Source organism: Pseudomonas sp. Irchel s3a10 (genome assembly GCF_900187525.1).
In the GTDB taxonomy this organism is placed as follows: domain Bacteria; phylum Pseudomonadota; class Gammaproteobacteria; order Pseudomonadales; family Pseudomonadaceae; genus Aquipseudomonas; species Aquipseudomonas koreensis_G.
In genome coordinates this window covers 30722-53802 of record NZ_FYDR01000002.1, presented here as the reverse complement: position 1 = coordinate 53802, position 23081 = coordinate 30722, and the positions used below count along the sequence as shown (strand labels likewise).

Below are 23081 nucleotides of genomic sequence, written 5' to 3'. Positions count from 1 at the left end.
ATGCTGCCGACATACCGCTATCGCGAGCAGGCTCACTCCTACAGGGGATTGGGGAATCCGGAAAAACTTATACAAATGAGTTGACTTGTACACGCATGAATCTATGCTGAGGAAAAGTTGTACAGAAATAAGCGTCTGTACAGGAATAGATTCGAGGTGTGCATGTCCGATCTTTCTGCTTCCCGGCCCAAAATCGCCATCAGCGCCTGCCTGATGGGCGCCGAAGTGCGCTACAACGGCGGGCACAAGGAATCGCGGTTGTGCAGCCGCACCCTTGCCGAGTATTTCGAATTCGTTCCGGTGTGCCCCGAAGTCGCGATTGGCCTAGGCATTCCTCGCGAGCCGATCCGGCTCGTCGGGGATACGGAAAATCCCGAAGCCGTCGGCACCGTCAACCCGCAAATCAATGTCACCGAACCGCTGGCGGCCTACGGGCAGAAAATGGCCGGCGAGCTCAATGACATCTGCGGCTACATCTTCATGCAGCAATCGCCTTCGTGCGGTCTGGAGCGGGTCAAGGTCTATCACGCCAACGGCGCGCCGGTGAACGGCGGTGGCCGTGGCATTTATGCCCAGGCATTCTGCGCGCAGCACCCTGACCTGCCGGTGGAAGAAGCCGGGCGCCTGAACGATCCGGTGTTGCGAGAAAACTTCATCACCCGCGTGCTCGCCTACAGCGCCTGGCAACAGGTGCTCGAACAAGGCCTGAGCCGCCGCGCGCTGACCGAATTCCACTCGCGCTACAAGTATCTGCTGATGGCGCACAACCCTGAGCAGTACAAAGCCCTGGGCAAACTGCTGGGCAACATGGCCCAGACCGACCCGGTCGAACTCGGCCCGCGCTATTTCAGCGAGTTGATGAGCGCGTTGAAGAAATGCGCTACCCGCCGCACCCACAGCAACGTGCTGCAGCACATCAGCGGCTACCTGAAGCAGGCGATCAGCCCGGAAGACAAACAGGAAATGCAGCATGTGATCGGCCAGTACCGCCACGGCATCGTGCCGCTGGTGGTGCCGTTGACTCTGCTCAAACACCACTTTCGCCAACACCCGGATCCGTACATTGCGCGGCAGGTTTACTTGCAGCCGCATCCGGAAAACCTCAGCCTGCGAAACGCCATTTGATGAACGATAAACTCGACAGCAGCGCCCAGGAAGACCTCGGCGCGGACTTCAAGAAAGCCCTCGACGAGGGCTGGCTACCTATCCGCGAAGTCGCGCGACAGACTGGAGTCAATGCCATCACCCTGCGCGCCTGGGAGCGCCGTTACGGGTTGATCGTGCCGCAGCGCACGCCCAAGGGGCATCGCCTGTATTCCAGCGAACATGTGCAACGAATCCTGACCATCCTGACCTGGCTCAACCGAGGCGTGGCCGTCAGTCAGGTCAAACCGTTGCTCGACGCTCCGCAAGCCTTTACCGAGACGGTGGAGAACGACTGGCAACGGCAGCGCCAGTCTTTGCTCGGCGCCGTCATCCAGCTCAATGAGCGCAACCTCGACGACAGCATCAACCAGGCCATGGCCCTGTACCCGCCACGCACCCTGTGCGAGCAATTGCTCCTGCCGCTGCTGGCCGAACTCGAGCAGCGCTGGCAAGGCCAGTTCGGCGCGCAGATGGAGCGTGTGTTCTTTTATTCCTGGTTACGCAGCAAATTCGGCGCGCGCATCTACCATAACAATCGGCAGTTACACGCTGCGCCGTTGCTGCTGATCAATCACTCGGACCTGGCACTGGAACCTCACCTGTGGCTATGCGCGTGGCTGATCAGCAGCGCCGACTGCCCGGTGCAAGTGTTCGACTGGCCGTTACCGGCCGGAGAACTGGCGCTGGCGGTCGATCATCTGCAAGCGCGGGGAGTGCTGCTGTATTCCAGCAAGGCGATGAATCTGGCGCAGTTGCCAAAACTGCTGAATGGCATCGGCACTGCAAAAATGCTCGTCGGACCAACGGTATGCATCCACCAGACCGAGTTGTCCGTAAGAACCCCTGAGATCGCTGATTTGATCCTGGCCGAAGACCCGCTCTCGGCACATCAGGAACTGGTTCAGCGTGGGCTGATTTAATGGAAACCGCGATGCAATTGATCTGGCTGCGCAGCGACCTGCGCCAACATGACAACACCGCTCTCGCTGCCGCCGCTGCGCGCGGCCCGACGGTTGCCGTGTATCTGTTGAGTCCGCAGCAATGGCTGGAACATGACGACGCGGCGTGCAAGATCGACTTCTGGTTGCGCAACCTGCGTGAATTGAATGCCAGTCTCGGCGCGTTGAACATCCCGTTGTTGCTGCGTACCGCCGACCATTGGGATCAGGCCCCGGCGGTGCTGCTTGAGCTGTGTCGGCAACTGAACATCGAGGCCGTGCACGTCAACGAAGAATACGGCGTCCACGAAAGCCGTCGCGATGCCGCAGTCGCCGCGGCCCTGAAAGCCAAAGGCATTACTTTTCACAGCTACCTTGATCAACTGCTGTTCAAACCCGGCACGGTACTGACCAAAACCGAAACCTACTTTCAGGTGTTCAGCCAGTTCCGCAAGGTCTGCTATGAACGCCTGCACCGCTCGATGCCGGCGCTGGTAAAAGCGCCCGGCAAACAGGCAAAGCTGAATATCGACAGTGATCCGGTACCGGCATCCGTCGCCGGTTTTGCAACGCCGAATGAGACATTGCGCGCCCTGTGGCCGGCCGGCGAACAGGAAGCCAGACGCCGTCTCGACACCTTCGCCGACGCGCAGATCGACTACTACCAGAGCGAACGCGACTTCCCGGCCAAACCCGGCACCAGTCAACTCTCGGCCTATCTGGCCGCCGGAGTGATCTCGCCGCGCCAATGCCTGCATGCGGCCCTGCAAAGCAATCAGGGCGAGTTCGACAGCGGCAAGGTCGGCGCGGTGACCTGGATCAACGAGCTGCTGTGGCGCGAGTTCTACAAACACATTCTGGTCGGCTATCCACGGGTTTCACGCCACCGCGCGTTTCGCCCGGAAACCGAAGCCTTGGCCTGGCGTGATGCGCCAGACGAGTTGGCCGCCTGGCAAGAGGCGCGCACCGGTTTGCCGATCATTGATGCAGCCATGCGCCAACTGCTGGAAACCGGCTGGATGCATAACCGTCTGCGGATGGTGGTGGCGATGTTTCTGACCAAAAACCTGTTGATCGACTGGCGCGAAGGCGAGCGCTTTTTCATGCGCCACCTGATCGACGGCGACCTGGCGGCGAACAATGGCGGCTGGCAGTGGAGCGCCTCGACCGGCACCGATTCGGCGCCGTACTTCCGTATTTTCAACCCGATCAGCCAATCGGAAAAATTCGACAGCGAAGGCCTGTTCATCAAGCACTGGCTGCCTGAGCTGGCTGGCCTGAACAAGAAGGAAGTACACAATCCGGCCAGCGCCGGCGGACTGTTCGGCGTCGCGGATTATCCGGCTCCGATCGTCAATCTGGGAGCCTCGCGCGAACGCGCGCTGGCAGCTTTCAAGAACCTGCCGTCGCGCTCGTCTATGGAAGAAGTCCATGAGTGAATTCCTGCGCCGCTTCGCCCGCCAGTTCGCCGAGTTGAACAAAGACAACTTGCAACGTCTGGGCGAGCTGTACAGCGATGACATTCATTTCACCGATCCACTGCATGAAGTACAGGGGCTGAAGCAACTGCAGCATTACTTCAGCGAGCTGTACGCCAACGTCAGCGAGCTGCGCTTCGATTTCCACGGCTTCGACCAGGTCGCTGACGGTGAAGGTTACCTGCGCTGGGTCATGAGTTACCGCCACCCGCGCCTGGCCGGTGGTCAATTGATTCGCGTCGCCGGGTGTTCGCACCTGCTCTGGCGCGACAAGGTTTATCGCCACCGGGATTATTTCGATGCCGGGGCCATGCTGTATGAACATTTACCCGTATTGGGCCGGGTGATCGCCTGGTTGAAAAGGAGAATGGGATGAGTCGTACACCTCCACGGCGTTATTGGCTGACCGGTGCCAGCAGTGGCATCGGCGCAGCACTGGCTGAAGACATTCTGAAAAGCGGCGCGCATCTGGCTGTGAGCTCGCGTCAGGTGGCACCGCTCAAAGTGCTGTCGCAACGTTATCCGGGGCAAGTGCTGGTGGTGGCCGGCGATCTGACCAACAGTCAGACCGTGCGCGAAATCGGCCAGCAGATCGAACAGGCCTGGGGCTCACTGGACAGCGTGATTCTCAATGCCGGCACCTGCGAGTACGTCGATGCGCGACAGTTCGATGCCTCGATCATCGAACATGTGGTGCGCACCAACCTGCTCGCCAGCAGTTACTGCATCGAAGCGGCCCTGCCATTGCTGCGCAAAGGCACAGCACCGCATCTGATCGGCATGGCCAGCTCAGTCACCTACCTGCCGCTGCCTCGGGCCGAAGCCTATGGCGCGTCGAAGGCCGGGCTGCGCTATCTCTTCGAATCGCTGCGGATCGATCTGGCCGTCGAGGGCATCGATGTCACGATCATCAGCCCGGGTTTTGTCGAAACGCCACTGACTGCCAAAAACGACTTCCCGATGCCGTTGAGCTGGCCTGTAGATAAAGCCGCGCGGCATATTTTCGCCAAACTCAAGGATCGTCCGCTGGAGATCGCCTTTCCGGCGCTGTTCATGGCGGCGCTATGGCCATTGTCGAAGCTGCCAGCGCGCCTGCAACTGGCAATCGGCAAGCGCATGGTGCGCAGCAACCCACCGCTGCGAGACCCGATATGAAGATCGCCATTGTCGGCAGCGGAATCGCCGGCCTGACCTGCGCCCACCTGCTCAATCGCCGACACGACATCACGGTGTTCGAGGCCAGCGACTGGGTCGGCGGTCACACGCACACCGTGAAAGTGACCGTCGATGGCCACGAATATGCGGTGGACACCGGCTTTATCGTGTTCAACGACTGGACCTATCCGAACTTCATTCGCTTGCTCGGCCAGCTCGGCGTGTCGTTCAAACCGACCGAAATGAGCTTCTCGGTTACCGACCCGGACTCCGGCCTGGAATACAACGGCAACAACCTCAACAGCCTCTTCGCCCAACGCAGCAACCTGCTGTCCCCGGGGTTCTGGGGCATGTTGCGCGACATCCTGCGCTTCAATAAAGAAGCTCAGCGCGACCTCGCCGAACAGCGGATCGCCGCCGACACCACGCTCGACGATTACCTCAAGGCTGGCGGTTATGGCGAACGTTTCATCCTGCATTACATCGTGCCGATGGGCTCGGCGATCTGGTCGATGCCAATGGCCGAAATGCTCAATTTTCCGTTGCAGTTCTTCGTGCGATTCTTCAAGAACCATGGCCTGCTGTCAGTCAGCGATCGCCCGCAATGGCAGGTGATCGAGGGTGGCTCCAGCGCCTACATTGCGCCGTTGACCGCGGCGTTCAGCGACAAGATTCGCCTCAGTTGTCCGGTGACCCGCATCGATCGCGACGAACACGGCGTGGTTATCCACAGCCCGGCCGGCATCGAGCGCTTCGATAAAGTCGTGCTCGCCTGCCACAGCGACCAGGCCCTGCAACTGCTGGGCACGCCAAGCCAGGCGGAACGGTCGATCCTCGGCGCCCTGCCCTATGCCGATAACGAAGTCGTGCTGCATACCGATACCCGTCTGCTGCCGACCCGCAAACTGGCGTGGGCCAGCTGGAACTATCGCTTGAGCGGCGCCGGCCATACGCATGCCGCTGTCACTTACGACATGAATATCCTGCAGGGCATTCAGAGCGACACCACGTTCTGCGTCAGCCTCAATCAGAGCGCCGGGATCAGCCCGTTCAAGGTGCTCGCCAAATACACCTACGCCCACCCGCAATTCAGCCTCGCGGCCGTGGCGGCGCAGAACCGCTGGGCCGAACTCGACGGTCAGCAGCACACCCACTACTGCGGCGCCTATTGGGCCAACGGCTTTCATGAGGACGGTGTGGTCAGCGCGTTGCGCGTGGCCGCCGCGTTCGGGGAAAGCTTATGAACAGCGCCCTGTACAGTGGCTGGATCGGCCATCGGCGGTTTTCGCCAAGACGCCACGAATTCCGTTACCGGATCGGCCTGTTGTACCTCGATCTGGCCGAACAGGATGCCGTGTTCGGGCTGTCGCCGTTTGCCAGTCGCAGCCGCTTCGCACCCTTTTCATTTCGCGAAACCGATTACCTGAAAACCTTCACCGGCAGCGGCATGCGCCTGATCGACGCGGTGCGGCAGCAGGTTGGCGCCGCCATCGGCCACCAACCGCAAGGTTCGATCTGCCTGCTGACTCAACCGCGCAGTTGGGGTCTGGCATTCAATCCGGTGAGCTTTTTTTATTGCCACGAGGCTGACGGGCAACTGGCGGCGATCCTCTGCGAAGTGACCAACACGCCATGGCGCGAGCGTTATCACTACGTGTTGCCGGCCAGTGCACCGACCAGTCTGCATGACTTTCATCAGCATTTCGCGGTGGCCAAGGCCTTCCATGTCTCGCCGTTTCTGCCGCGTGATCTTGAGTACCGCATGAGTTTCAGCCCGGCCGCGCAAACCCTCGGCGTGCACATGGCCGACTGGCAGGGTGAGCACAAGCTGTTCGACGCCACACTCAATCTGCAGCGCGAGAATCTGAGCCGCCATAGCCTGCACCGCTACTTGCGACGTTTTCCGTGGATGACCGCGAAAACCTGTCTGGCGATCTATTGGCAAGCCCTGCGCCTGTTGCTCAAACGCGCCCCGATTTTTGCTCATCAGGCTGCCGACGGCAGCTTCCAAACCGCCACCGTGCCTCCCAAGGAGCACCGCCATGAAATCCTCTAGCCTGTCTGTCAGTCGCTTCAGCACCAACGGCTTGACCGGCTCGCTGCTGCGCCGCGGTGTATTGCGGCAACTGAGCCAACTCAAAAACGGGCAATTGCTGGTGGTCGAGGATGGCGAACGCCTGATGTTCGGTACGCCGGGCAGCCACCTGCTCGGCGAAATCCATGTGCAGGACGCGGCGGTCTGGGGCATGGTTGCCGGCAACGGATCGATCGGCGCCGGCGAAGCGTTTATCCACGGTTACTGGAGTTCACCGGACCTGACGGCGGTCGTGCGCGTGTTCGTCAGCAACCTCGACGTGCTCGACGCCATGGAGCGCGGCCTGGCTCGCCTCAGCCGGCCGCTGGTGCAAGGCCTGCACTGGCTCAACCGCAACACGCGCAAGGGCTCGCAGAAAAACATCGCCGCGCACTATGACCTCGGCAATGACCTGTTCGAACAGTTTCTCGACCCGACCATGATGTATTCGGCCGCGCAGTTCCTCAGCCCGGAAGACAGCCTGGAACAGGCCCAGTTGAACAAGCTGGAACGGATCTGCCAGAAGCTCGCACTCAAACCCGAGGACCATTTGCTGGAGATCGGCACCGGCTGGGGCAGCATGGCGCTCTACGCCGCGCAGCATTACGGTTGCCGTGTCACCACCACAACGCTGTCGAAAGAGCAGTACGCGTTTACCGCCAAGCGCATTGAAGCTCTGGACTTGCAGGATCGGGTAACGCTGCTGCTCACGGACTACCGCGACCTTACCGGCGAATACGACAAACTGGTGTCGATCGAGATGATCGAAGCGGTCGGCCATCGCTTCCTGCCAACCTACTTCAAACAGTGCGCGCACCTGCTCAAGAGCAACGGCCTGATGCTGTTGCAGGCGATCACCATTCGCGAGCAGCGCTACGAGCAGGCCAAGCGCGGCGTCGATTTCATCCAGCGCTACATCTTCCCTGGCGGCGCCCTGCCCAGCGTGCAGAAAATGCTTGAAGTAGTCAGCCGCGAGACCGACATGAACCTGCTGCACATGGAAGACTTCGGTCTGCACTACGCCCGAACCCTGCGCCTGTGGCACGAAAACTTTCGCCGTGCCCATGGCCGCTTGAGCGAATTGGGTTACGACGATTACTTCCTGCGACTGTGGGAGTTTTACCTGTGCTACTGCGAAGGCGGGTTTCTGGAGCGCACCATCGGCACCGCGCAACTGCTGCTGGCCAAACCGGCGGCCATGCCGGCGCCGTTGCTCGGACGCTTCAATGCTTGAGCGACTGGCCAATGCCGTGCTGTTTCAGGTCGGCTGGCTGGCGTGTGTCATCGGCGGCGACAGTCTGTGGCTGCTGCTGGCGCTGGCGGTGCTGGTGATTCATCTGGGCTGGATCAGCAGTTGGGCGGCGGAAGGCCGTTTGATCCTCAGCGTGGTACTTGTCGGCACAGCCGTAGACAGTCTGTTGCGCGCTGCCGGGGTGTTCGAATTCCAGGATCAGTCGCCACTGATTCCGCTGTGGCTGATGCTGCTCTGGGCCTTGCTGGCCACCACGCTGCGTCACTGCCTGCAATGGAGCGCCCGCCCGTGGTGGCTGGCCAGCGGACTCGGTGCCGTGGGCGGCGCCGTGTCCTATTACGGCGGCGGACAGCTGGCCGGGGTGCGATTTCCTTACGGTGAATTGCCGACTCTGATCGGCATTGGCCTGCTGTGGGCGCTGCTGTTTCCGTTGTTGCATGCGATGGCTCGGCGGCTGGCCCACTGAGCGTCTGTCAGACCTTTCACACGAAAAACGGCGGCTGCCTTACACTGCGCAGCATGAAAACCATTCCCCACCAGCAAATCACCGAGCCAGCGGTCACGTGTTCGACCTGCGCAGCGTGCTGTTGCCAGCTCGAAGTAATGCTGATCACCGACACTGGCGTGCCCGAGCGCTTTATCGATACCGATGAGTGGGGAGGTGAAGTGATGCTGCGGCTGGACGACGGCTGGTGCGCGGCGCTGGATCGCGACAGCATGATGTGCACGATCTACGAAAGACGCCCGCTGATCTGTCGCGAGTTCGAGATGGGCGCACCGGAGTGCATTGAAGAACGCAAAGGGATTGCCACTGCCTACCGTTGATTCCGAAAAACACCACTGAAACAAATGTAGGAGTGAGCCTGCTCGCGATTACGGAGTACCAGTCAAACAAATGTTGGCTGACACTCCGCAATCGCGAGCAGGCTCACTCCTACAGAGGTTATGTGTAGCGCTTACAGCGGCATCGTGTAATGCAGCGCGTAGCTTTCTACACCGTCGTTGCTGCTGGCCAGGCCGGCGTTGGAATAGTGAGTCGCACGAATCCCCACTTCATGCCCGCCATTGAAGCGCAGACCAAAACCGATACGGTCTTCGAACTGGAAAGAGCCGCCAATGTTGTTGCTTTCATACTTGGTGTTGGAGAACGCTGCCACACCAATACCCGCTTCAACATACGGTTTGACCGACTGACCGGCAAACTCGTAAACGAATACCGGGGAGAACGACAGGCTGTTGTTGCTGGAAGTCTTGTCACCTTCCCAGTAAGTGTAAGCGCCGCTCCAGTAACCGGTCAGGCGACCGACGTCACTTTGCAGCCAGCTCTTGTCCCAATCGAAATTCATGCCCAGACGATAAGTCATGGTCGAATCGCTGGTCGCACCCACTGCAAACTCAACGCCTGCCGCTTGTGCGGTAATACTTTGCCCCATCAGTGCAGCCGCAATCGCGGCCAAGCAGAATAGTCGCTTCACTTTGAAACTTCCTTTTCCGGAACGATCGTTTGGTTTTCTAGATAACTCATCGCTATAGAAGCTAGCGCTTGATTAGAAGTTCAGCTGTTTTTTTAGTTATTTCACATTTTTTTTACAAGCTGAATTTTTCGACGTTGCCGACAACTTGCCCCAGCAGGGGCAGGGTCTTGCGGAAGAACTCGGGGTCGGCACTGGTCCAGAATCTGACCGGACGGTTCGGGCCATCGGCCAGCAGGTCACGTTCAGCCAGCAACCTTTGCAGTTGCCGCGCTACGGCTGCGCCAGTGTCGATCAGACTGATGCTCTCGGGGAGCATGGTCTTGAGCAGCGGCTTGAGAAACGGATAGTGGGTGCAGCCGAGAATGATTGTGTCGCAACCGTTGGCCAGCAGCGGCTCGACATAGTGCTGCAACAATGTGCGCAACTCGGCGCTGTGCAGATCGCCGCTTTCGATCAGCTCGACCAGTCCGGGACACGGCTGGGTAATGACCCGCACATCGGTGGCGAAACGGTCGAGCAACGCAGCGAACTTGGCGCTCTGCAAGGTGCCGGTGGTAGCGAGCACGCCCACTACACCACTGCGGGTCGCGGCGGCGGCGGGTTTGACCGCCGGCTCCATGCCGACAATCGGCCACTGGGGGAAATCCCGGCGCAGATCGGCGACAGCGGCCACCGTCGCGGTGTTGCAGGCGATCACCAGGGCCTTGGCGCCCTGCTCGCGGAAAAACCTGGCCATCACGTTGCAGCGCTGACGGATGAACTCCGGGGTTTTCTCGCCGTAGGGAATGTGCCCGCAATCGGCGAAATACAGCAGTGATTCCTGAGGCAGCAAACGCTGGATTTCAGCCAGTACCGACAAACCGCCGACCCCGGAGTCGAACACCGCGATCGGTGCCTCACGCATGCTGCGAACCACAGACGCTGCAGCCCGGATCGCGCTTGACCCGCAGCTCACGGAAGCGCGAACCCAGCGCATCGATCAACAGCAGACGCCCCACCAGTGGTTCACCAAAACCGACCAGCACTTTCAACGCTTCAAGCGCCTGCAGGCTGCCGACCAGCCCCACCAGCGGCCCGACCACACCGGCTTCGCTGCACGTCAGTTCGGCTTCGCTGCCATGCCCGTACAGGCAGTGGTAGCACGGACTTTCCGGGCGGCGCGGGTCGAACACCGACAACTGCCCTTCCAGACGAATCGCCGCGCCGCTGACCAGCGGCTTGCACGCGGCCACACACGCGGCGTTGACCGCCTCGCGAGTGGAGAAGTTATCGGAGCAGTCGAGCACCAGATCCACCGCCGCCACGGCGGCGGCAAGGGAATCCTCGTCCAGCGCCTGACGATGGGCAATCAGTTGAATCTCGGGATTGATCGCGCCCAGGCGCTTGAGCGCCGAGTCGACCTTGCTCATGCCGACGCTGTCGGTGTCATGAATGATCTGGCGTTGCAGGTTGGTCAGGTCGACCGTGTCGAAATCCGCCAGATGCAACTCACCGACACCCGCCGCCGCCAGATACAGCGCCACCGGCGCACCGAGACCGCCGAGGCCGACGATCAGCACGCGGCTGTCTTTCAGCTTCAGTTGCCCATCAATATCGATGTGTTGCAGCAGAATCTGCCGGCTGTAGCGCAGCAATTCCTGATCATTCAGCACGGCAGGCGCCCCAGGCTGATCCGTTGATGGCCGCCCAGATCGGTGCGGCTGTGGACTTCCTCAAAACCACGGGTGAGCAACAGATCACGCACGGCTTCGGCTTGATCATAGCCGTGTTCGAGCATCAGCCAGCCGCCGGCTTCCAGATGATCCGGGGCCTGGGCAACGATCAGGCGCAGATCGTCGAGCCCGTCGACACCGGCCACCAGCGCACTGGCCGGTTCGAAGCGCACGTCGCCCTCGACCAGGTGCGGGTCGGCGGCGGCGATATACGGCGGGTTGCTGATGATCAGATTGAAGCGCTGACCTTCAAGAGCACTGAACCAGTGGCTGCTCAGCACCGTGACGTTGTTCAGGTTCAAGCGCTGGCGGTTGCGTTCGGCCAGGGCCACGGCTTCCAGCACGCGATCCACCGCCGTGACTTTCCACGCCGGACGCTCGCTGGCCAGGGCCAACGCAATCGCGCCGCTGCCGGTGCCCAGATCGAGGACTTTCGCCGGCGTTGCCGCCAACAGTTCCAGCGCGGCCTCGACCAGCAATTCGGTGTCCGGACGCGGGATCAGCGTATGCGGCGCTACCTCCAGATCGAGCTTCCAGAACCCCTGCTGACCGAGGATGTAGGCCACCGGCTCGCCACTTCGACGCCGTTGCAGGTACTCGGTAAAAATCAGCACCGCTTCGCTAGGTACGATGCGCTCGGGCCAGGTGTGCAGGAAGCTGCGCGATTTGCCCAGTGCCGCCGCCAGGAGCAATTCGGCATCCAGGCGCGCCGTGGGCGAGTCCGGCAATTCGGCAGCGCGCAACAGACTGGCAATGATGGTCATTTATTCACCTATCGCTGCAAGTTGGTCGGCCTGGTATTCGGCCAGCAATGGCTCGATCACCGCTTCAACGCCACCGGCGAGGATTTCATCAAGGGAGTACAGGGTCAGGTTGACGCGATGGTCAGTGACCCGGCCCTGGGCAAAGTTGTACGTGCGAATGCGCTCGGAACGGTCACCGGAACCCACGAGCAACTTACGCTCGCTGGCGATGGCATTCGCCGCCGCTGCGGTTTGCTGATCGTTGAGCTTGGCCGACAGCCAGGCCATCGCCCGCGCGCGGTTCTTGTGCTGGGAACGCTCTTCCTGACACTCGACGACGGTGCCGGTCGGAATGTGCGTGATGCGGATCGCCGAGTCGGTGGTGTTGACGTGCTGACCACCGGCCCCGGAGGAACGGTAAGTGTCGACACGCAGATCCGCCGGGTTGATCTCGATGGCTTCGCGCTCGTCCGGTTCGGGCAACACCGCCACGGTGCAGGCCGAGGTGTGGATACGGCCCTGGGATTCGGTAGCGGGTACACGCTGTACGCGGTGCGCGCCGGATTCGAACTTCAGCTTGCCGTAAACGTTGTCGCCTTCAATGCGGGCGATGACTTCTTTATAGCCACCGTGCTCGCCTTCGTTTTCCGAAAGTATCTCCACGCGCCAGCCACGTCGTTCGGCGTAACGCGAGTACATGCGAAACAGATCGCCAGAGAAGATCGCCGCCTCGTCGCCACCGGTACCGGCGCGAATTTCGAGAAAGACGTTACGACCGTCATTGGGATCCTTGGGCAGCAACATGCGCTGCAGATCATCTTCCAGCCTGATCAGCAATTCCTTGGCTTCGCGGACTTCTTCCACGGCCATTTCACGCATGTCCGGGTCGCTGTCCTTGAGCAGCGCCTGGGCGCCTTCAAGATCACTTTGTACGCCGAGCAGCTTTTTATAGCCTTGTACCACCGGCTCAAGTTCGGCGTATTCCTTGGAATAAGCGCGGAATTTGGCCTGATCGGCAATGACTTCGCCGTCGCCGAGCAGCGCGGTCAGTTCCTCGAAACGGTCCTGGAGGGTGTCCAGCTTGTTGAGCAGTGACGCTTTCATTGCGGTTTTTTATCCGAAAAACTATCCGGTGAGCCCTCAAGGGCAAAGAGTTCCTGGGCCATGGCCAGCGCATCGAGGCGGCCTTCGGCAGAAAGCTTTTTCAGCTGCACGCTTGGAGCATGCAGCAGTTTGTTGGTCAGGCCCCGGGCCAGTTGCCCGAGCACGTCTTCGGCGTTGCCGCCGTTGGCCAGCAGACGCAGGGCTTTTTGCAGCTCCTCGTCGCGCAGGCGTTCGCTCTGTTGCCGATAGGCCTTGAGCACATCGACCGCCGCCAGCTCACGCAGGCGTACCATGAAATCGTCGGCGCCGACCGAGACCATCTCTTCCGCCGCCTGGGCTGCACCCTGACGACTCTTGAGGTTCTCGGCGACCACTTCGTGCAGATCATCCACGCTGTAAAGGTAAACGTCGTCGAGTTCGCCGACTTCCGGCTCGATGTCGCGCGGTACGGCGATGTCGACCATGAAGATCGGTTTGTGCTTGCGCTGCTTCAGCGCACTTTCGACCGCGCCCTTGCCGAGAATCGGCAACTGGCTGGCGGTCGAACTGATCACGATATCGCTGCGCACCAGTTCCGCCGGAATGTCCGAGAGCAGCACCGCGTGCGCGCCGAACTGCTCGGCCAGCAGGCTGGCGCGCTCCAGCGTACGGTTGGCAACCACGATGCGCTTGACCCCCAGCTCATGCAAATGGCGGGCGACCAGAGTGATGGTCTCGCCGGCACCGATCAGCAGGGCCTGGCTGCGTTGCAGGTCGCTGAAAATCTGTTTGGCCAGGCTGACGGCGGCAAACGCCACGGACACCGGGTTTTCGCCGATGGCGGTGTCGGTGCGCACTTGCTTGGCGGCATTGAAGGTCGCTTGAAACAGCCGCCCCAGCAACGGGCCGATGGTCCCGGCCTCGCGGGCCACGGCGTAGGCCGATTTCATCTGGCCGAGAATCTGCGGTTCACCCAACACCAGCGAGTCGAGCCCGGAGGCGACGCGCATCATGTGACGAACTGCCGCATCATCTTCATGCACATAAGCACTCGCGCGCAGCTCATCGAGGCTTAAATGGTGATAATCGGCCAGCCAGCGCAGAACCAGATCAGCAGACAGCTGATCCTGTTCTATATAAAGCTCACTGCGATTGCAGGTGGAGAGGATCGCAGCTTCGCGGCTGTCGGTGAGTCGGCAGAGCTGCTGCAAGGCCTCAACCAGCTGCTCAGGGGTAAAGGCCACGCGCTCGCGGACGTCTACTGAAGCAGTCTTGTGGTTAATACCGAGTGCAAGGAAGGCCATTCAAGGTCGCTGATGGTGACGTGAAGCCGGCAATTGTCCTACTTCGTCAGATTCAGAACAACTACCGCTGACTATTGTCCCAATTGTCGGCCACTATAAAGGCCACATTCGAGACTCGGTTATGTTTGGCCGAAGGCTTGTGTCATGATGATCCGACCGCAGGTTAGTCGTCCTCTTCCTATATGAATAGATCTTCCGCGTTGCTCCTCGCTTTTGTCTTCCTCAGCGGCTGCCAGGCCATGGCCCCCGTTTCGCCGGACGCTACCCCGCCGGTCGAAGACACCGCGTCCACACCTGAAAAACCCAAGGTTTACAGCTCGTTCAGCGAGGAAACGGTTTTCAGCCTGTTGAGCGCCGAACTGGCTGGCCAGCGCAATCGTTTCGACATTGCCCTGGACAACTACGTGACCCAGGCAATCAATACCCAGGACCCGGGGGTTTCCGAGCGCGCGTTCCGCATCGCCGAATACCTCGGTGCCGACCAGCCTGCGCTGGATACTGCGCTGATCTGGGCGAGAAACGCTCCGGACGACCTCGAAGCGCAACGCGCCGCCGCCGTGCAACTGGCGCGCGCCGGGCGTTACGACGACTCCATGGTCTACATGGAGAAAGTCCTGCAGGGCAAGGGCGACACCCATTTCGACTTCCTCGCGCTGTCGGCCGCCGATACCGATCAGGAAACCCGCAACGGCCTGATGAAAAGTTTCGACCGCCTGCTGCAGCGCCACCCGAAAAACAGCCAGCTGATTTTCGGCAAGGCCCTGCTGCTGCAACAGGACGGCGACAATAAAGCCGCACTGACTCTGCTCGAAGACAACCCGCCGGAAGAAGGCGAGATTGCTCCGATCCTGCTGCGTGCGCGCCTGCTGCAAACCATGAATCGTGGCGACGAAGCCCTGCCGCTGTTGCAGAAAAGCATCAAGAAATACCCGGACGACAAACGCCTGCGCCTGACCTATGCGCGCACGCTGGTCGAACAGGACCGGATGGAAGACGCCAAGGTCGAGTTTTCCACTCTGGTTCAGCAATATCCGGAAGACGATGAACTGCGTTACTCGCTGGCGCTGGTGTGCCTGGAGGCCAAGGCCTGGGACGAGGCCAAGGGTTATCTGGAAGACCTGATCGCCCGTGAAAGCCATGTCGATTCGGCGCATCTGAACCTCGGTCGCATCGCTGAAGAACGCAACGACCCGCAGGGTGCGCTGATCGAATACGCGCAGGTTGGCCCCGGCAACGACTACCTGCCGGCGCAACTGCGTCAGGCCGATATTCTGATGAACAACGGCAAGACCGCCGAAGCCCAGAGCAAACTGGCCGCCGAGCGCGATGCCCAGCCGGATTATGCGATCCAGTTGTATCTGATCGAATCCGAAACCCTGTCGGCCAACAAGCAGGACGACAAGGCCTGGAAAACGCTGGATAAAGCCTTGCAGCAATACCCGGACGATCTGAATCTGCTCTATACCCGCGCGATGCAGGCGGAAAAACGCAATGACCTGGCGCAGATGGAAAAAGACCTGCGCCTGATCATCAAGCGCGACCCGGACAACGCCATGGCGCTCAATGCGCTGGGCTACACCCTGTCCGATCGCACTACCCGTTACGCTGAAGCCAAGACCCTGATCGAACAGGCGCACCAGATCAATCCGGAAGACCCGGCGGTACTCGACAGCCTCGGTTGGGTGAATTACCGCATGGGCAATCTGGACGACGCCGAGAAATACCTGCGTCAGGCCCTCGAGCGTTTCCCGGACCACGAAGTCGCCGCGCACCTGGGCGAAGTCCTGTGGGTCAAGGGCAATCAGCGCGAAGCCAAACAAGTCTGGGGCAAATACCTCAAAGATCAGCCCGACAGCACCATCCTGCGCAGCACCATCAAGCGCCTGACCGGATCCGAGACTCTTTAACTCATGTTTTTGCGCCACGTTATTGTTTTCAGTTTCATCGCCCTGCTCGCCGGTTGCGCGGGCTTCGGCGCTCGCGAATCGGTCGAGGGCCACGGCAGTCCGGCTCAGTGGGCCGCGAACAAACAACAGCTGACCGGCCTCGACGGCTGGCAGATCGACGGCAAGATCGGCATCCGTGCACCGAAAGATTCCGGCAGCGGCACGCTGTTCTGGCTGCAACGCCAGGACTACTACGACATTCGCCTGTCCGGCCCGCTGGGTCGTGGCGCGGCGCGTCTGACCGGGCGCCCGGGCAAGGTCTCGCTGGAAGTCGCCAATCAGGGCCGCTATGACTCCGAGTCGCCGGAAGCGCTGCTCGAAGAGCAACTCGGCTGGAAGCTGCCGGTGTCGAATCTGGCCTGGTGGGTCCGTGGCCTGCCGGCACCCAGCAGCAAAAGTCGTCTGACCCTCGATAACGACAGTCGCCTGGCCAATCTGGAACAGGATGGCTGGAAGGTCGAGTACCTCAGCTACGCCGAGCAAAACGGTTACTGGCTGCCCGAGCGGATCAAACTGCACGGCACCGATCTGGACGTAACGCTGGTGATCAAGACCTGGCAACCGCGTAAATTGGGGCAATAAAGCATGACCGCTCCACGTCTTACGCTGCCGTCGCCGGCCAAGCTCAACCTGATGCTGCACATTCTCGGGCGCCGTGCAGATGGCTACCACGAACTGCAGACGCTGTTTCAGTTTGTCGATTACGGCGACGAAATCACCTTCGCCGTGCGCGATGATGGCGTGATTCAGCTGCACACCGAATTCGCTGGCGTGCCCCACGACAGCAACCTGATCGTGCGCGCGGCAAAAATGCTGCAGCAACAGTCCGGCTGCACACTCGGCATCGACATCTGGATCGACAAAGTGCTGCCCATGGGCGGCGGCATCGGTGGCGGCAGCTCCAACGCGGCGACCACCCTGCTCGGCCTCAATCACTTGTGGCAACTGGGCTGGGATGAAGATCGCCTCGCCGCACTGGGCCTGTCGCTCGGCGCTGACGTGCCGGTTTTCGTCCGTGGTCACGCGGCATTTGCCGAAGGCGTGGGCGAGAAACTGACCCCGGTCGACCCCGAAGAACCGTGGTATCTGGTGCTCGTGCCGCAAGTCTCTGTAAGTACGGCAGAAATTTTTTCCGATCCTTTGTTGACACGTAACACGCCGCCCATTAAAGTGCGCCCCGTTCCCGAGGGAAACAGTCGAAATGACTGCTTGCCGGTGGTTGCAAGGCGTTATCCAGAAGTACGTAACGCATTGGATTTGTTAGGTAAATTTACCGAAGCAAAACTCACCGGAACTGGAAGTTGTGTGTTTGGGGGCTTCCCAAGCAAAGCTGAAGCTGATAAAGTCTCGGCCCTTCTGACAGAGACCCTTACAGGGTTTGTAGCGAAAGGAAGCAACGTTTCGATGTTGCATCGCAAGCTGCAAAGTCTGCTCTAAAAGGAATCAAGTGCCAGGCACTTGAAGCAACAGATACAGGGGCGTCGCCAAGCGGTAAGGCAGCAGGTTTTGATCCTGCCATGCGTTGGTTCGAATCCAGCCGCCCCTGCCATTTTCTATACTCATCCAGGTTACCCTCAGCCTCTAGGTACTGCGCGTGTCCAAGATGATGGTCTTTACGGGGAATGCTAACCCCGATCTGGCTCGGCGTGTTGTACGTCAGCTGCATATCCCTCTCGGTGACATCTCTGTCGGTAAATTCTCCGACGGCGAAATTACTGCCGAGATCAATGAAAACGTTCGCGGTAAAGACGTTTTCATTATTCAGCCGACTTGCGCTCCGACCAACGATAACCTGATGGAACTGGTAGTGATGGCTGATGCCTTCCGCCGCTCCTCGGCTACTCGTATTACTGCTGTTATTCCTTATTTTGGTTATGCCCGTCAGGATCGCCGTCCGCGTTCCGCACGTGTGGCTATCAGCGCGAAAGTCGTTGCTGACATGCTCACCGTAGTCGGCATCGACCGTGTTCTCACGGTTGATCTGCATGCTGACCAGATTCAGGGCTTCTTCGATATTCCGGTAGATAACATCTACGGCTCCCCGGTTCTGGTGGATGACATTGAAGATCAGCGCTTCGAAAACCTGATGATCGTGTCCCCGGACATTGGTGGCGTCGTGCGTGCACGGGCTGTTGCCAAATCCCTGGGCGTGGATCTCGGGATCATCGACAAACGCCGTGAGAAAGCCAATCACTCTGAAGTGATGCATATCATCGGTGATGTCGAAGGGCGTACCTGCATTCTGGTCGATGACATGGTCGATACCGCCGGCACTCTGTGCCACGCGGCCAAGGCCCTGAAAGAGCATGGCGCAGCCAAGGTCTTTGCCTACTGCACACACCCTGTGCTGTCGGGTCGGGCCATCGAGAATATCGAAAATTCCGTGCTGGACGAGCTGGTGGTGACTAACACCATCCCGCTGTCCGCTGCAGCACAAGCCTGTGCACGTATCCGTCAACTGGATATCGCACCGGTTGTTGCCGAAGCGGTTCGCCGCATCAGCAATGAAGAATCGATCAGCGCGATGTTCCGTTAAGGGCCCTGCCCTTCTCGAAATGTCTCGTTGACGAAAAGCGCCCCGCCCCGGCATTCCTGTCGGGGCGGGGCTTTTTTGCCCATACCGTGTTTGGCGCTGGTCGCAAACGCCACTCGGTCATGGCTATTTTGGAGATACAAAATGAACGATTTTACTCTGAATGCTGAAGTGCGTTCCGACCTGGGGAAAGGTGCGAGCCGCCGCCTGCGTCGTCTCGCCGCTCTGGTTCCAGCTGTTGTTTACGGTGGCGACAAAGCCCCTGAATCCATCAGCATGCTGGCCAAAGAAGTTGCCAAACTGCTCGAAAACGAAGCGGCTTACAGCCACATCATCGAGCTGAACGTTGGTGGCAAGAAACAAAACGTCGTCATCAAAGCTCTGCAACGTCACCCGGCCAAAGGCCACGTGATGCACGCTGACTTCGTACGCGTTGTAGCTGGCCAGAAACTGACCGCTATCGTTCCTGTGCACTTCATCAACGAAGCTGCTCCAGTGAAGAAAGGCGGCGAAATCTCGCACGTTGTTGCCGAGATCGAAGTTTCCTGCCTGCCAAAAGACCTGCCTGAGTTCATCGAAGTCGACCTGGCTGACGCTGAAATCGGCACCATCGTTCACCTGTCGGACCTCAAAGCTCCTAAAGGTGTCGAGTTCGTTGCTCTGGCACACGGCGATGACAAGGCAGTAGCCAACGTCCACGCTCCACGTGTTGCTCCAGAAGCTACCGAAGAAGGCGCAGCAGAGTAATTTCACTCTGTTCGTCGGAGTGAGTGAAACATCGCGGACTGGAACGTAGCGAGAAAGCGGGCGAGAACGCGGAGTTTACATTCATGGTAAATGAGCAATTTTCGTCCACTTTCGCCGCCTTCACTGATCGCGGCGATGTTAACCACCACTCCAAGGAAGGGCCCCTATCGTGACTGCCATCAAACTGATCGTTGGCCTGGGTAATCCAGGCGCCGAATACGAACAGACCCGGCATAACGCAGGGGCCCTTTTTGTTGAGCGCATCGCCGCCGCGCAAGGTGTGAGCCTTGTGGCCGATCGCAAATATTTCGGCCTGACCGGGCGCTATTCGCATCAGGGTCAGGATGTTCGTCTGCTGATTCCCACCACCTACATGAACCGCAGCGGCCAGGCCGTGGCGGCACTCGCCGGTTTCTTCCGCATCAAGCCTGAAGAAATCCTGGTGGCGCACGACGAACTCGACCTGCCTCCGGGCGTCGCCAAGCTCAAGCAGGGCGGCGGCCATGGCGGTCACAACGGGTTGCGCGACATCATCGCGCAACTGGGCAATCAGAATACTTTCTACCGCCTGCGGCTTGGCATCGGCCACCCGGGCGTCGCCAGTATGGTTTCAAATTTCGTCCTGGGTCGTGCGCCACGCGCCGAACAGGAAAAACTCGATGCCAGCATCGACTTTGCCCTCGGCGTGCTGCCGGATATCCTCGCCGGTGAATGGAACCGCGCGATGAAAAACCTGCACAGCCAGAAGGCCTGACTCTAATCCGAGGGGAAACACCATGGGATTCAATTGCGGCATCGTCGGCCTGCCTAACGTCGGCAAGTCCACCCTGTTCAACGCCCTGACCAAATCCGGTATCGCGGCCGAGAACTTCCCCTTCTGCACCATCGAGCCGAACAGCGGCATCGTGCCGATGCCGGATCCGCGTCTGGAAGCCCTGGCGGCCATCGTCAATCCGAAGCGCATCCTGCCGACCACCATGGAATTCGTCGACATTGCTGGCCTGGTGGCCGGCGCCTCGAAAGGTGAAGGTCTGGGCAACAAGTTCCTGGCCAACATCCGCGAAACCGACGCCATCGCTCACGTGGTGCGCTGCTTCGAAGACGACAACGTGATCCACGTTTCCAACAGCGTCGATCCGAAGCGCGACATCGAAATCATCGACCTGGAACTGATCTTCGCCGACCTCGACAGCTGCGAGAAGCAACTGCAGAAAGTCGCGCGCAACGCCAAGGGCGGTGACAAGGACGCCGTGGTTCAGAAGGCTCTGCTTGAGCAACTGATCGCGCACTTCACCGAGGCCAAGCCTGCGCGCAGCCTGATGAAGAACATGAGCGCTGACGAAAAGTCGGTGATCAAGGGCTTCCACCTGCTGACCACCAAACCGGTCATGTACATCGCCAACGTCGCTGAAGACGGTTTCGAGAACAACCCGCACCTGGACGTGGTCAAGGCCATCGCCGAAGAAGAAGGCGCCATGGTTGTTCCGGTGTGCAACAAGATCGAAGCGGAAATCGCCGAGCTCGACGACGGCGAAGAGAAAGACATGTTCCTCGAGGCCCTGGGCCTGGAAGAGCCTGGCCTGAACCGCGTGATCCGCGCCGGCTACGAAATGCTGCACCTGCAGACCTACTTCACCGCCGGTGTCGAAGAAGTCCGCGCCTGGACCGTCAAAGTCGGTGCCACTGCACCACAAGCTGCTGGCGTGATCCACACCGACTTCGAGAAAGGCTTCATCCGCGCCGAAGTCATCGCCTACAACGACTTCATCCAGTACAAGGGCGAAGCCGGTACCAAGGAAGCCGGTAAATGGCGCCTGGAAGGCAAGGACTACATCGTCAAAGACGGCGACGTGATGCACTTCCGCTTCAACGTGTAAGCGACACGCCCAAGAAAAAGCCGCGTTTGATACGCGGCTTTTTTGTGCCTTACAGGTTTGTTTGCAACACCACCAACCCCCCTGTGGGAGCGGGCTTGCTCGCGAATGCGGTGGGTCAGCCACATTAATATCGACTGATATACCGCATTCGCGAGCAAGCCCGCTCCCACAGTTGGAATTGTGTAGGTCAGGCCTTTTTGGTGCGCGGCAGGAAGATCGCCAGCACGCCAAACAACGGCAAAAACGAACACAGGAAGTACACGTACTCAATCCCGTGCACATCCGCCAAGTGCCCCAGCAGCGCCGCACCAATCCCGCCGAAACCAAACATCAAACCGAAGAACACTCCGGCAATCATACCGACATTGCCCGGCACCAGTTCCTGCGCGTAAACCACGATCGCCGAGAACGCCGAGGCGAGGATGAAGCCGATCACCACGCTGAGGACAGTGGTCCAGAACAGATCGACGTGCGGCATCAGCAATGTGAACGGCGCCACACCGAGGATCGAAAACCAGATCACCGCCTTACGCCCGATCTTGTCGCCGATCGGCCCGCCGAAGAACGTCCCCGCCGCCACTGCACCGAGAAACAGGAACAGGTGCAGTTGCGAACTGGCCACCGACAGGTCGAATTTCTCGATCAAGTAGAAGGTGAAGTAACTGGTGAGGCTGGCCATGTAGAAATACTTGGAGAACACCAGCAGACCGAGCACCACCAGCGCACTGATCACCCTGCCCTTCGACAGCCCGTGAGTCGCCGCCTGACCGGCCTTGAGTTTGAACAGGTTGAGGTGATGGGCGTACCAGCGGCTGATGCGATACAGCACGAACAGCGCAAACACCGCGAATAAACCAAACCACGCCACGTTGCCCTGACCGAATGGAATGATGATCGCCGCCGCCAGCAACGGGCCGAACGCGGAACCGGCGTTACCACCGACCTGGAAGGTCGATTGCGCCAAACCGAAGCGTCCGCCGGAGGCCAAACGCGCGATCCGCGAAGCCTCGGGATGAAAAGTCGAGGAACCGATACCGATCAGCGCCGCCGCCAGCAGAATCAATGGAAAACTGCCGACCACCGACATCATCACGATGCCGATCAGCGTGCAGATCGAACCCGCCGGCAACAGCCACGGTTTCGGATGCCGGTCAGTGTGATAACCGACCCACGGCTGCAACAGCGACGCGGTCAATTGGAAGGTCAGCGTGATCAGGCCGACCTGAGTAAACGTCAGGCCGTAATTGGCTTTGAGCATCGGATAAATCGACGGCAGCACCGACTGAATCAGGTCGTTGATCAAATGCGCCAGCGCCACCGCGCCGATGATACGCATCACCAGTGGGCTGCTTTGCGGGGGAGCGGACGCCGAGGCAGCGGCGGTCTGAGCGTTGCTGATAGCCATGAAAGTTTCCGTACAGCAGATGGGTGCACGCAGGCAGGTGCGTCAATGTGCCATTTTTCGGTGCGCCAGCGCCATCCCCTTAGCCAGCTAACTAACGTCCTACTCCATAACTCATCAAACCCTGTAGGAGCTGCCGCAGGCTGCGTCTTCTGATTTTGTTTTTAAGGGGCAAGATCAAAAGATCGCAGCCTGCGGCAGCTCCTACGTGGGATA

Annotated in this window: 24 protein-coding genes and 1 tRNA gene; 18 read left to right on the top strand and 7 right to left on the bottom strand. The window is 59.8% G+C overall.

The window, feature by feature from the left end; all coding sequences use genetic code 11:
• The first annotated feature begins 162 nt into the window (after positions 1-162).
• Genes CKW11_RS05805 through CKW11_RS05760 form a run of 10 tightly spaced genes read left to right on the top strand, consistent with a single transcriptional unit; the run spans position 163 to position 8868 of the window.
• The gene (locus CKW11_RS05805) at positions 163-1125 is read left to right on the top strand and encodes a DUF523 and DUF1722 domain-containing protein (protein WP_095136819.1); all 963 of its coding nucleotides are present in this window, start codon (positions 163-165) and stop codon (positions 1123-1125) included.
• A complete protein-coding gene (locus CKW11_RS05800) occupies positions 1125-2066 on the top strand; it encodes a MerR family transcriptional regulator (protein WP_095136818.1) in 942 nt (313 codons plus the stop codon). The genes CKW11_RS05805 and CKW11_RS05800 overlap by 1 nt, the downstream gene beginning before the upstream one ends.
• A gap of 11 nt (positions 2067-2077) precedes the next feature.
• Complete coding sequence (phrB, locus tag CKW11_RS05795; protein ID WP_095137379.1) at positions 2078-3523, top strand: deoxyribodipyrimidine photo-lyase; 1446 nt, start codon at positions 2078-2080, stop codon at positions 3521-3523.
• The gene (locus CKW11_RS05790; RefSeq protein WP_095136817.1) at positions 3516-3938 is read left to right on the top strand and encodes a nuclear transport factor 2 family protein; all 423 of its coding nucleotides are present in this window, start codon (positions 3516-3518) and stop codon (positions 3936-3938) included. Before phrB ends, CKW11_RS05790 begins: the two co-directional genes overlap by 8 nt.
• On the top strand, positions 3935-4717 hold the full coding sequence (locus CKW11_RS05785; protein WP_095136816.1) for an SDR family oxidoreductase: 783 nt from the start codon (positions 3935-3937) through the stop codon (positions 4715-4717). Before CKW11_RS05790 ends, CKW11_RS05785 begins: the two co-directional genes overlap by 4 nt.
• On the top strand, positions 4714-5961 hold the full coding sequence (locus CKW11_RS05780) for an NAD(P)/FAD-dependent oxidoreductase (protein ID WP_095136815.1): 1248 nt from the start codon (positions 4714-4716) through the stop codon (positions 5959-5961). The genes CKW11_RS05785 and CKW11_RS05780 overlap by 4 nt, the downstream gene beginning before the upstream one ends.
• The gene (locus tag CKW11_RS05775) at positions 5958-6773 is read left to right on the top strand and encodes a DUF1365 domain-containing protein (RefSeq protein WP_095136814.1); all 816 of its coding nucleotides are present in this window, start codon (positions 5958-5960) and stop codon (positions 6771-6773) included. Before CKW11_RS05780 ends, CKW11_RS05775 begins: the two co-directional genes overlap by 4 nt.
• The gene (locus CKW11_RS05770; protein ID WP_095136813.1) at positions 6760-8025 is read left to right on the top strand and encodes a cyclopropane-fatty-acyl-phospholipid synthase family protein; all 1266 of its coding nucleotides are present in this window, start codon (positions 6760-6762) and stop codon (positions 8023-8025) included. The genes CKW11_RS05775 and CKW11_RS05770 overlap by 14 nt, the downstream gene beginning before the upstream one ends.
• On the top strand, positions 8018-8509 hold the full coding sequence (locus CKW11_RS05765; RefSeq protein ID WP_095136812.1) for a DUF2878 domain-containing protein: 492 nt from the start codon (positions 8018-8020) through the stop codon (positions 8507-8509). The genes CKW11_RS05770 and CKW11_RS05765 overlap by 8 nt, the downstream gene beginning before the upstream one ends.
• 53 nt (positions 8510-8562) lie before the next feature.
• On the top strand, positions 8563-8868 hold the full coding sequence (locus tag CKW11_RS05760; protein ID WP_041072462.1) for a YkgJ family cysteine cluster protein: 306 nt from the start codon (positions 8563-8565) through the stop codon (positions 8866-8868).
• 131 nt (positions 8869-8999) lie between these two features.
• Here CKW11_RS05760 and CKW11_RS05755 read toward each other — a convergent pair whose 3' ends face one another.
• From CKW11_RS05755 to hemA, 6 genes are all read right to left on the bottom strand, one after another.
• Positions 9000-9518, bottom strand: a complete 519-nt coding sequence (locus CKW11_RS05755; protein WP_027612230.1) for an acyloxyacyl hydrolase — start codon at positions 9516-9518, stop codon at positions 9000-9002.
• A 112-nt stretch (positions 9519-9630) separates the two neighbouring features.
• Positions 9631-10422: a glutamate racemase gene (gene murI, locus CKW11_RS05750; protein ID WP_095136811.1), complete on the bottom strand. Its 792-nt coding sequence runs from the start codon at positions 10420-10422 to the stop codon at positions 9631-9633.
• Positions 10415-11170, bottom strand: a complete 756-nt coding sequence (locus CKW11_RS05745; RefSeq protein ID WP_095136810.1) for a molybdopterin-synthase adenylyltransferase MoeB — start codon at positions 11168-11170, stop codon at positions 10415-10417. Before CKW11_RS05745 ends, murI begins: the two co-directional genes overlap by 8 nt.
• The gene (gene prmC / locus CKW11_RS05740; protein WP_095136809.1) at positions 11164-11994 is read right to left on the bottom strand and encodes a peptide chain release factor N(5)-glutamine methyltransferase; all 831 of its coding nucleotides are present in this window, start codon (positions 11992-11994) and stop codon (positions 11164-11166) included. The genes CKW11_RS05745 and prmC overlap by 7 nt, the downstream gene beginning before the upstream one ends.
• Positions 11995-13077: a peptide chain release factor 1 gene (gene prfA / locus CKW11_RS05735; RefSeq protein WP_027612234.1), complete on the bottom strand. Its 1083-nt coding sequence runs from the start codon at positions 13075-13077 to the stop codon at positions 11995-11997.
• Positions 13074-14360, bottom strand: coding sequence for a glutamyl-tRNA reductase (hemA, locus tag CKW11_RS05730; protein ID WP_047599168.1), 1287 nt, complete (start codon positions 14358-14360; stop codon positions 13074-13076). Before hemA ends, prfA begins: the two co-directional genes overlap by 4 nt.
• Positions 14361-14542: 182 nt before the next feature.
• On the opposite strand from hemA, the gene CKW11_RS05725 reads away from it, so the two are divergent.
• From CKW11_RS05725 to ychF, 8 genes are all read left to right on the top strand, one after another.
• Entirely contained in the window at positions 14543-16267 is a 1725-nt protein-coding gene (locus tag CKW11_RS05725) for a tetratricopeptide repeat protein (RefSeq protein WP_095136808.1), read from the top strand.
• Positions 16268-16270: 3 nt separating this feature from the next.
• Positions 16271-16888, top strand: a complete 618-nt coding sequence (gene lolB, locus CKW11_RS05720; RefSeq protein ID WP_095136807.1) for a lipoprotein insertase outer membrane protein LolB — start codon at positions 16271-16273, stop codon at positions 16886-16888.
• Positions 16889-16891: 3 nt separating this feature from the next.
• A complete protein-coding gene (gene ispE, locus CKW11_RS05715) occupies positions 16892-17743 on the top strand; it encodes a 4-(cytidine 5'-diphospho)-2-C-methyl-D-erythritol kinase (RefSeq protein WP_003228157.1) in 852 nt (283 codons plus the stop codon).
• Positions 17744-17780: 37 nt separating this feature from the next.
• Positions 17781-17855, top strand: a tRNA-Gln gene (locus CKW11_RS05710).
• 45 nt (positions 17856-17900) lie between these two features.
• Entirely contained in the window at positions 17901-18842 is a 942-nt protein-coding gene (locus CKW11_RS05705; RefSeq protein ID WP_003171603.1) for a ribose-phosphate pyrophosphokinase, read from the top strand.
• A 141-nt stretch (positions 18843-18983) separates the two neighbouring features.
• Positions 18984-19586 carry a 50S ribosomal protein L25/general stress protein Ctc gene (locus CKW11_RS05700; RefSeq protein ID WP_095136806.1) on the top strand — a complete coding sequence of 201 codons (603 nt, stop codon included), beginning with the start codon at positions 18984-18986 and terminating at the stop codon, positions 19584-19586.
• A 169-nt stretch (positions 19587-19755) separates the two neighbouring features.
• Positions 19756-20340: an aminoacyl-tRNA hydrolase gene (pth, locus tag CKW11_RS05695; RefSeq protein ID WP_095136805.1), complete on the top strand. Its 585-nt coding sequence runs from the start codon at positions 19756-19758 to the stop codon at positions 20338-20340.
• A gap of 22 nt (positions 20341-20362) precedes the next feature.
• Positions 20363-21463 carry a redox-regulated ATPase YchF gene (gene ychF / locus CKW11_RS05690; protein WP_007967645.1) on the top strand — a complete coding sequence of 367 codons (1101 nt, stop codon included), beginning with the start codon at positions 20363-20365 and terminating at the stop codon, positions 21461-21463.
• 187 nt (positions 21464-21650) lie between these two features.
• Here ychF and CKW11_RS05685 read toward each other — a convergent pair whose 3' ends face one another.
• On the bottom strand, positions 21651-22868 hold the full coding sequence (locus CKW11_RS05685) for an MFS transporter (protein ID WP_095136804.1): 1218 nt from the start codon (positions 22866-22868) through the stop codon (positions 21651-21653).
• Between the last annotated feature and the right edge of the window lie 213 nt (positions 22869-23081).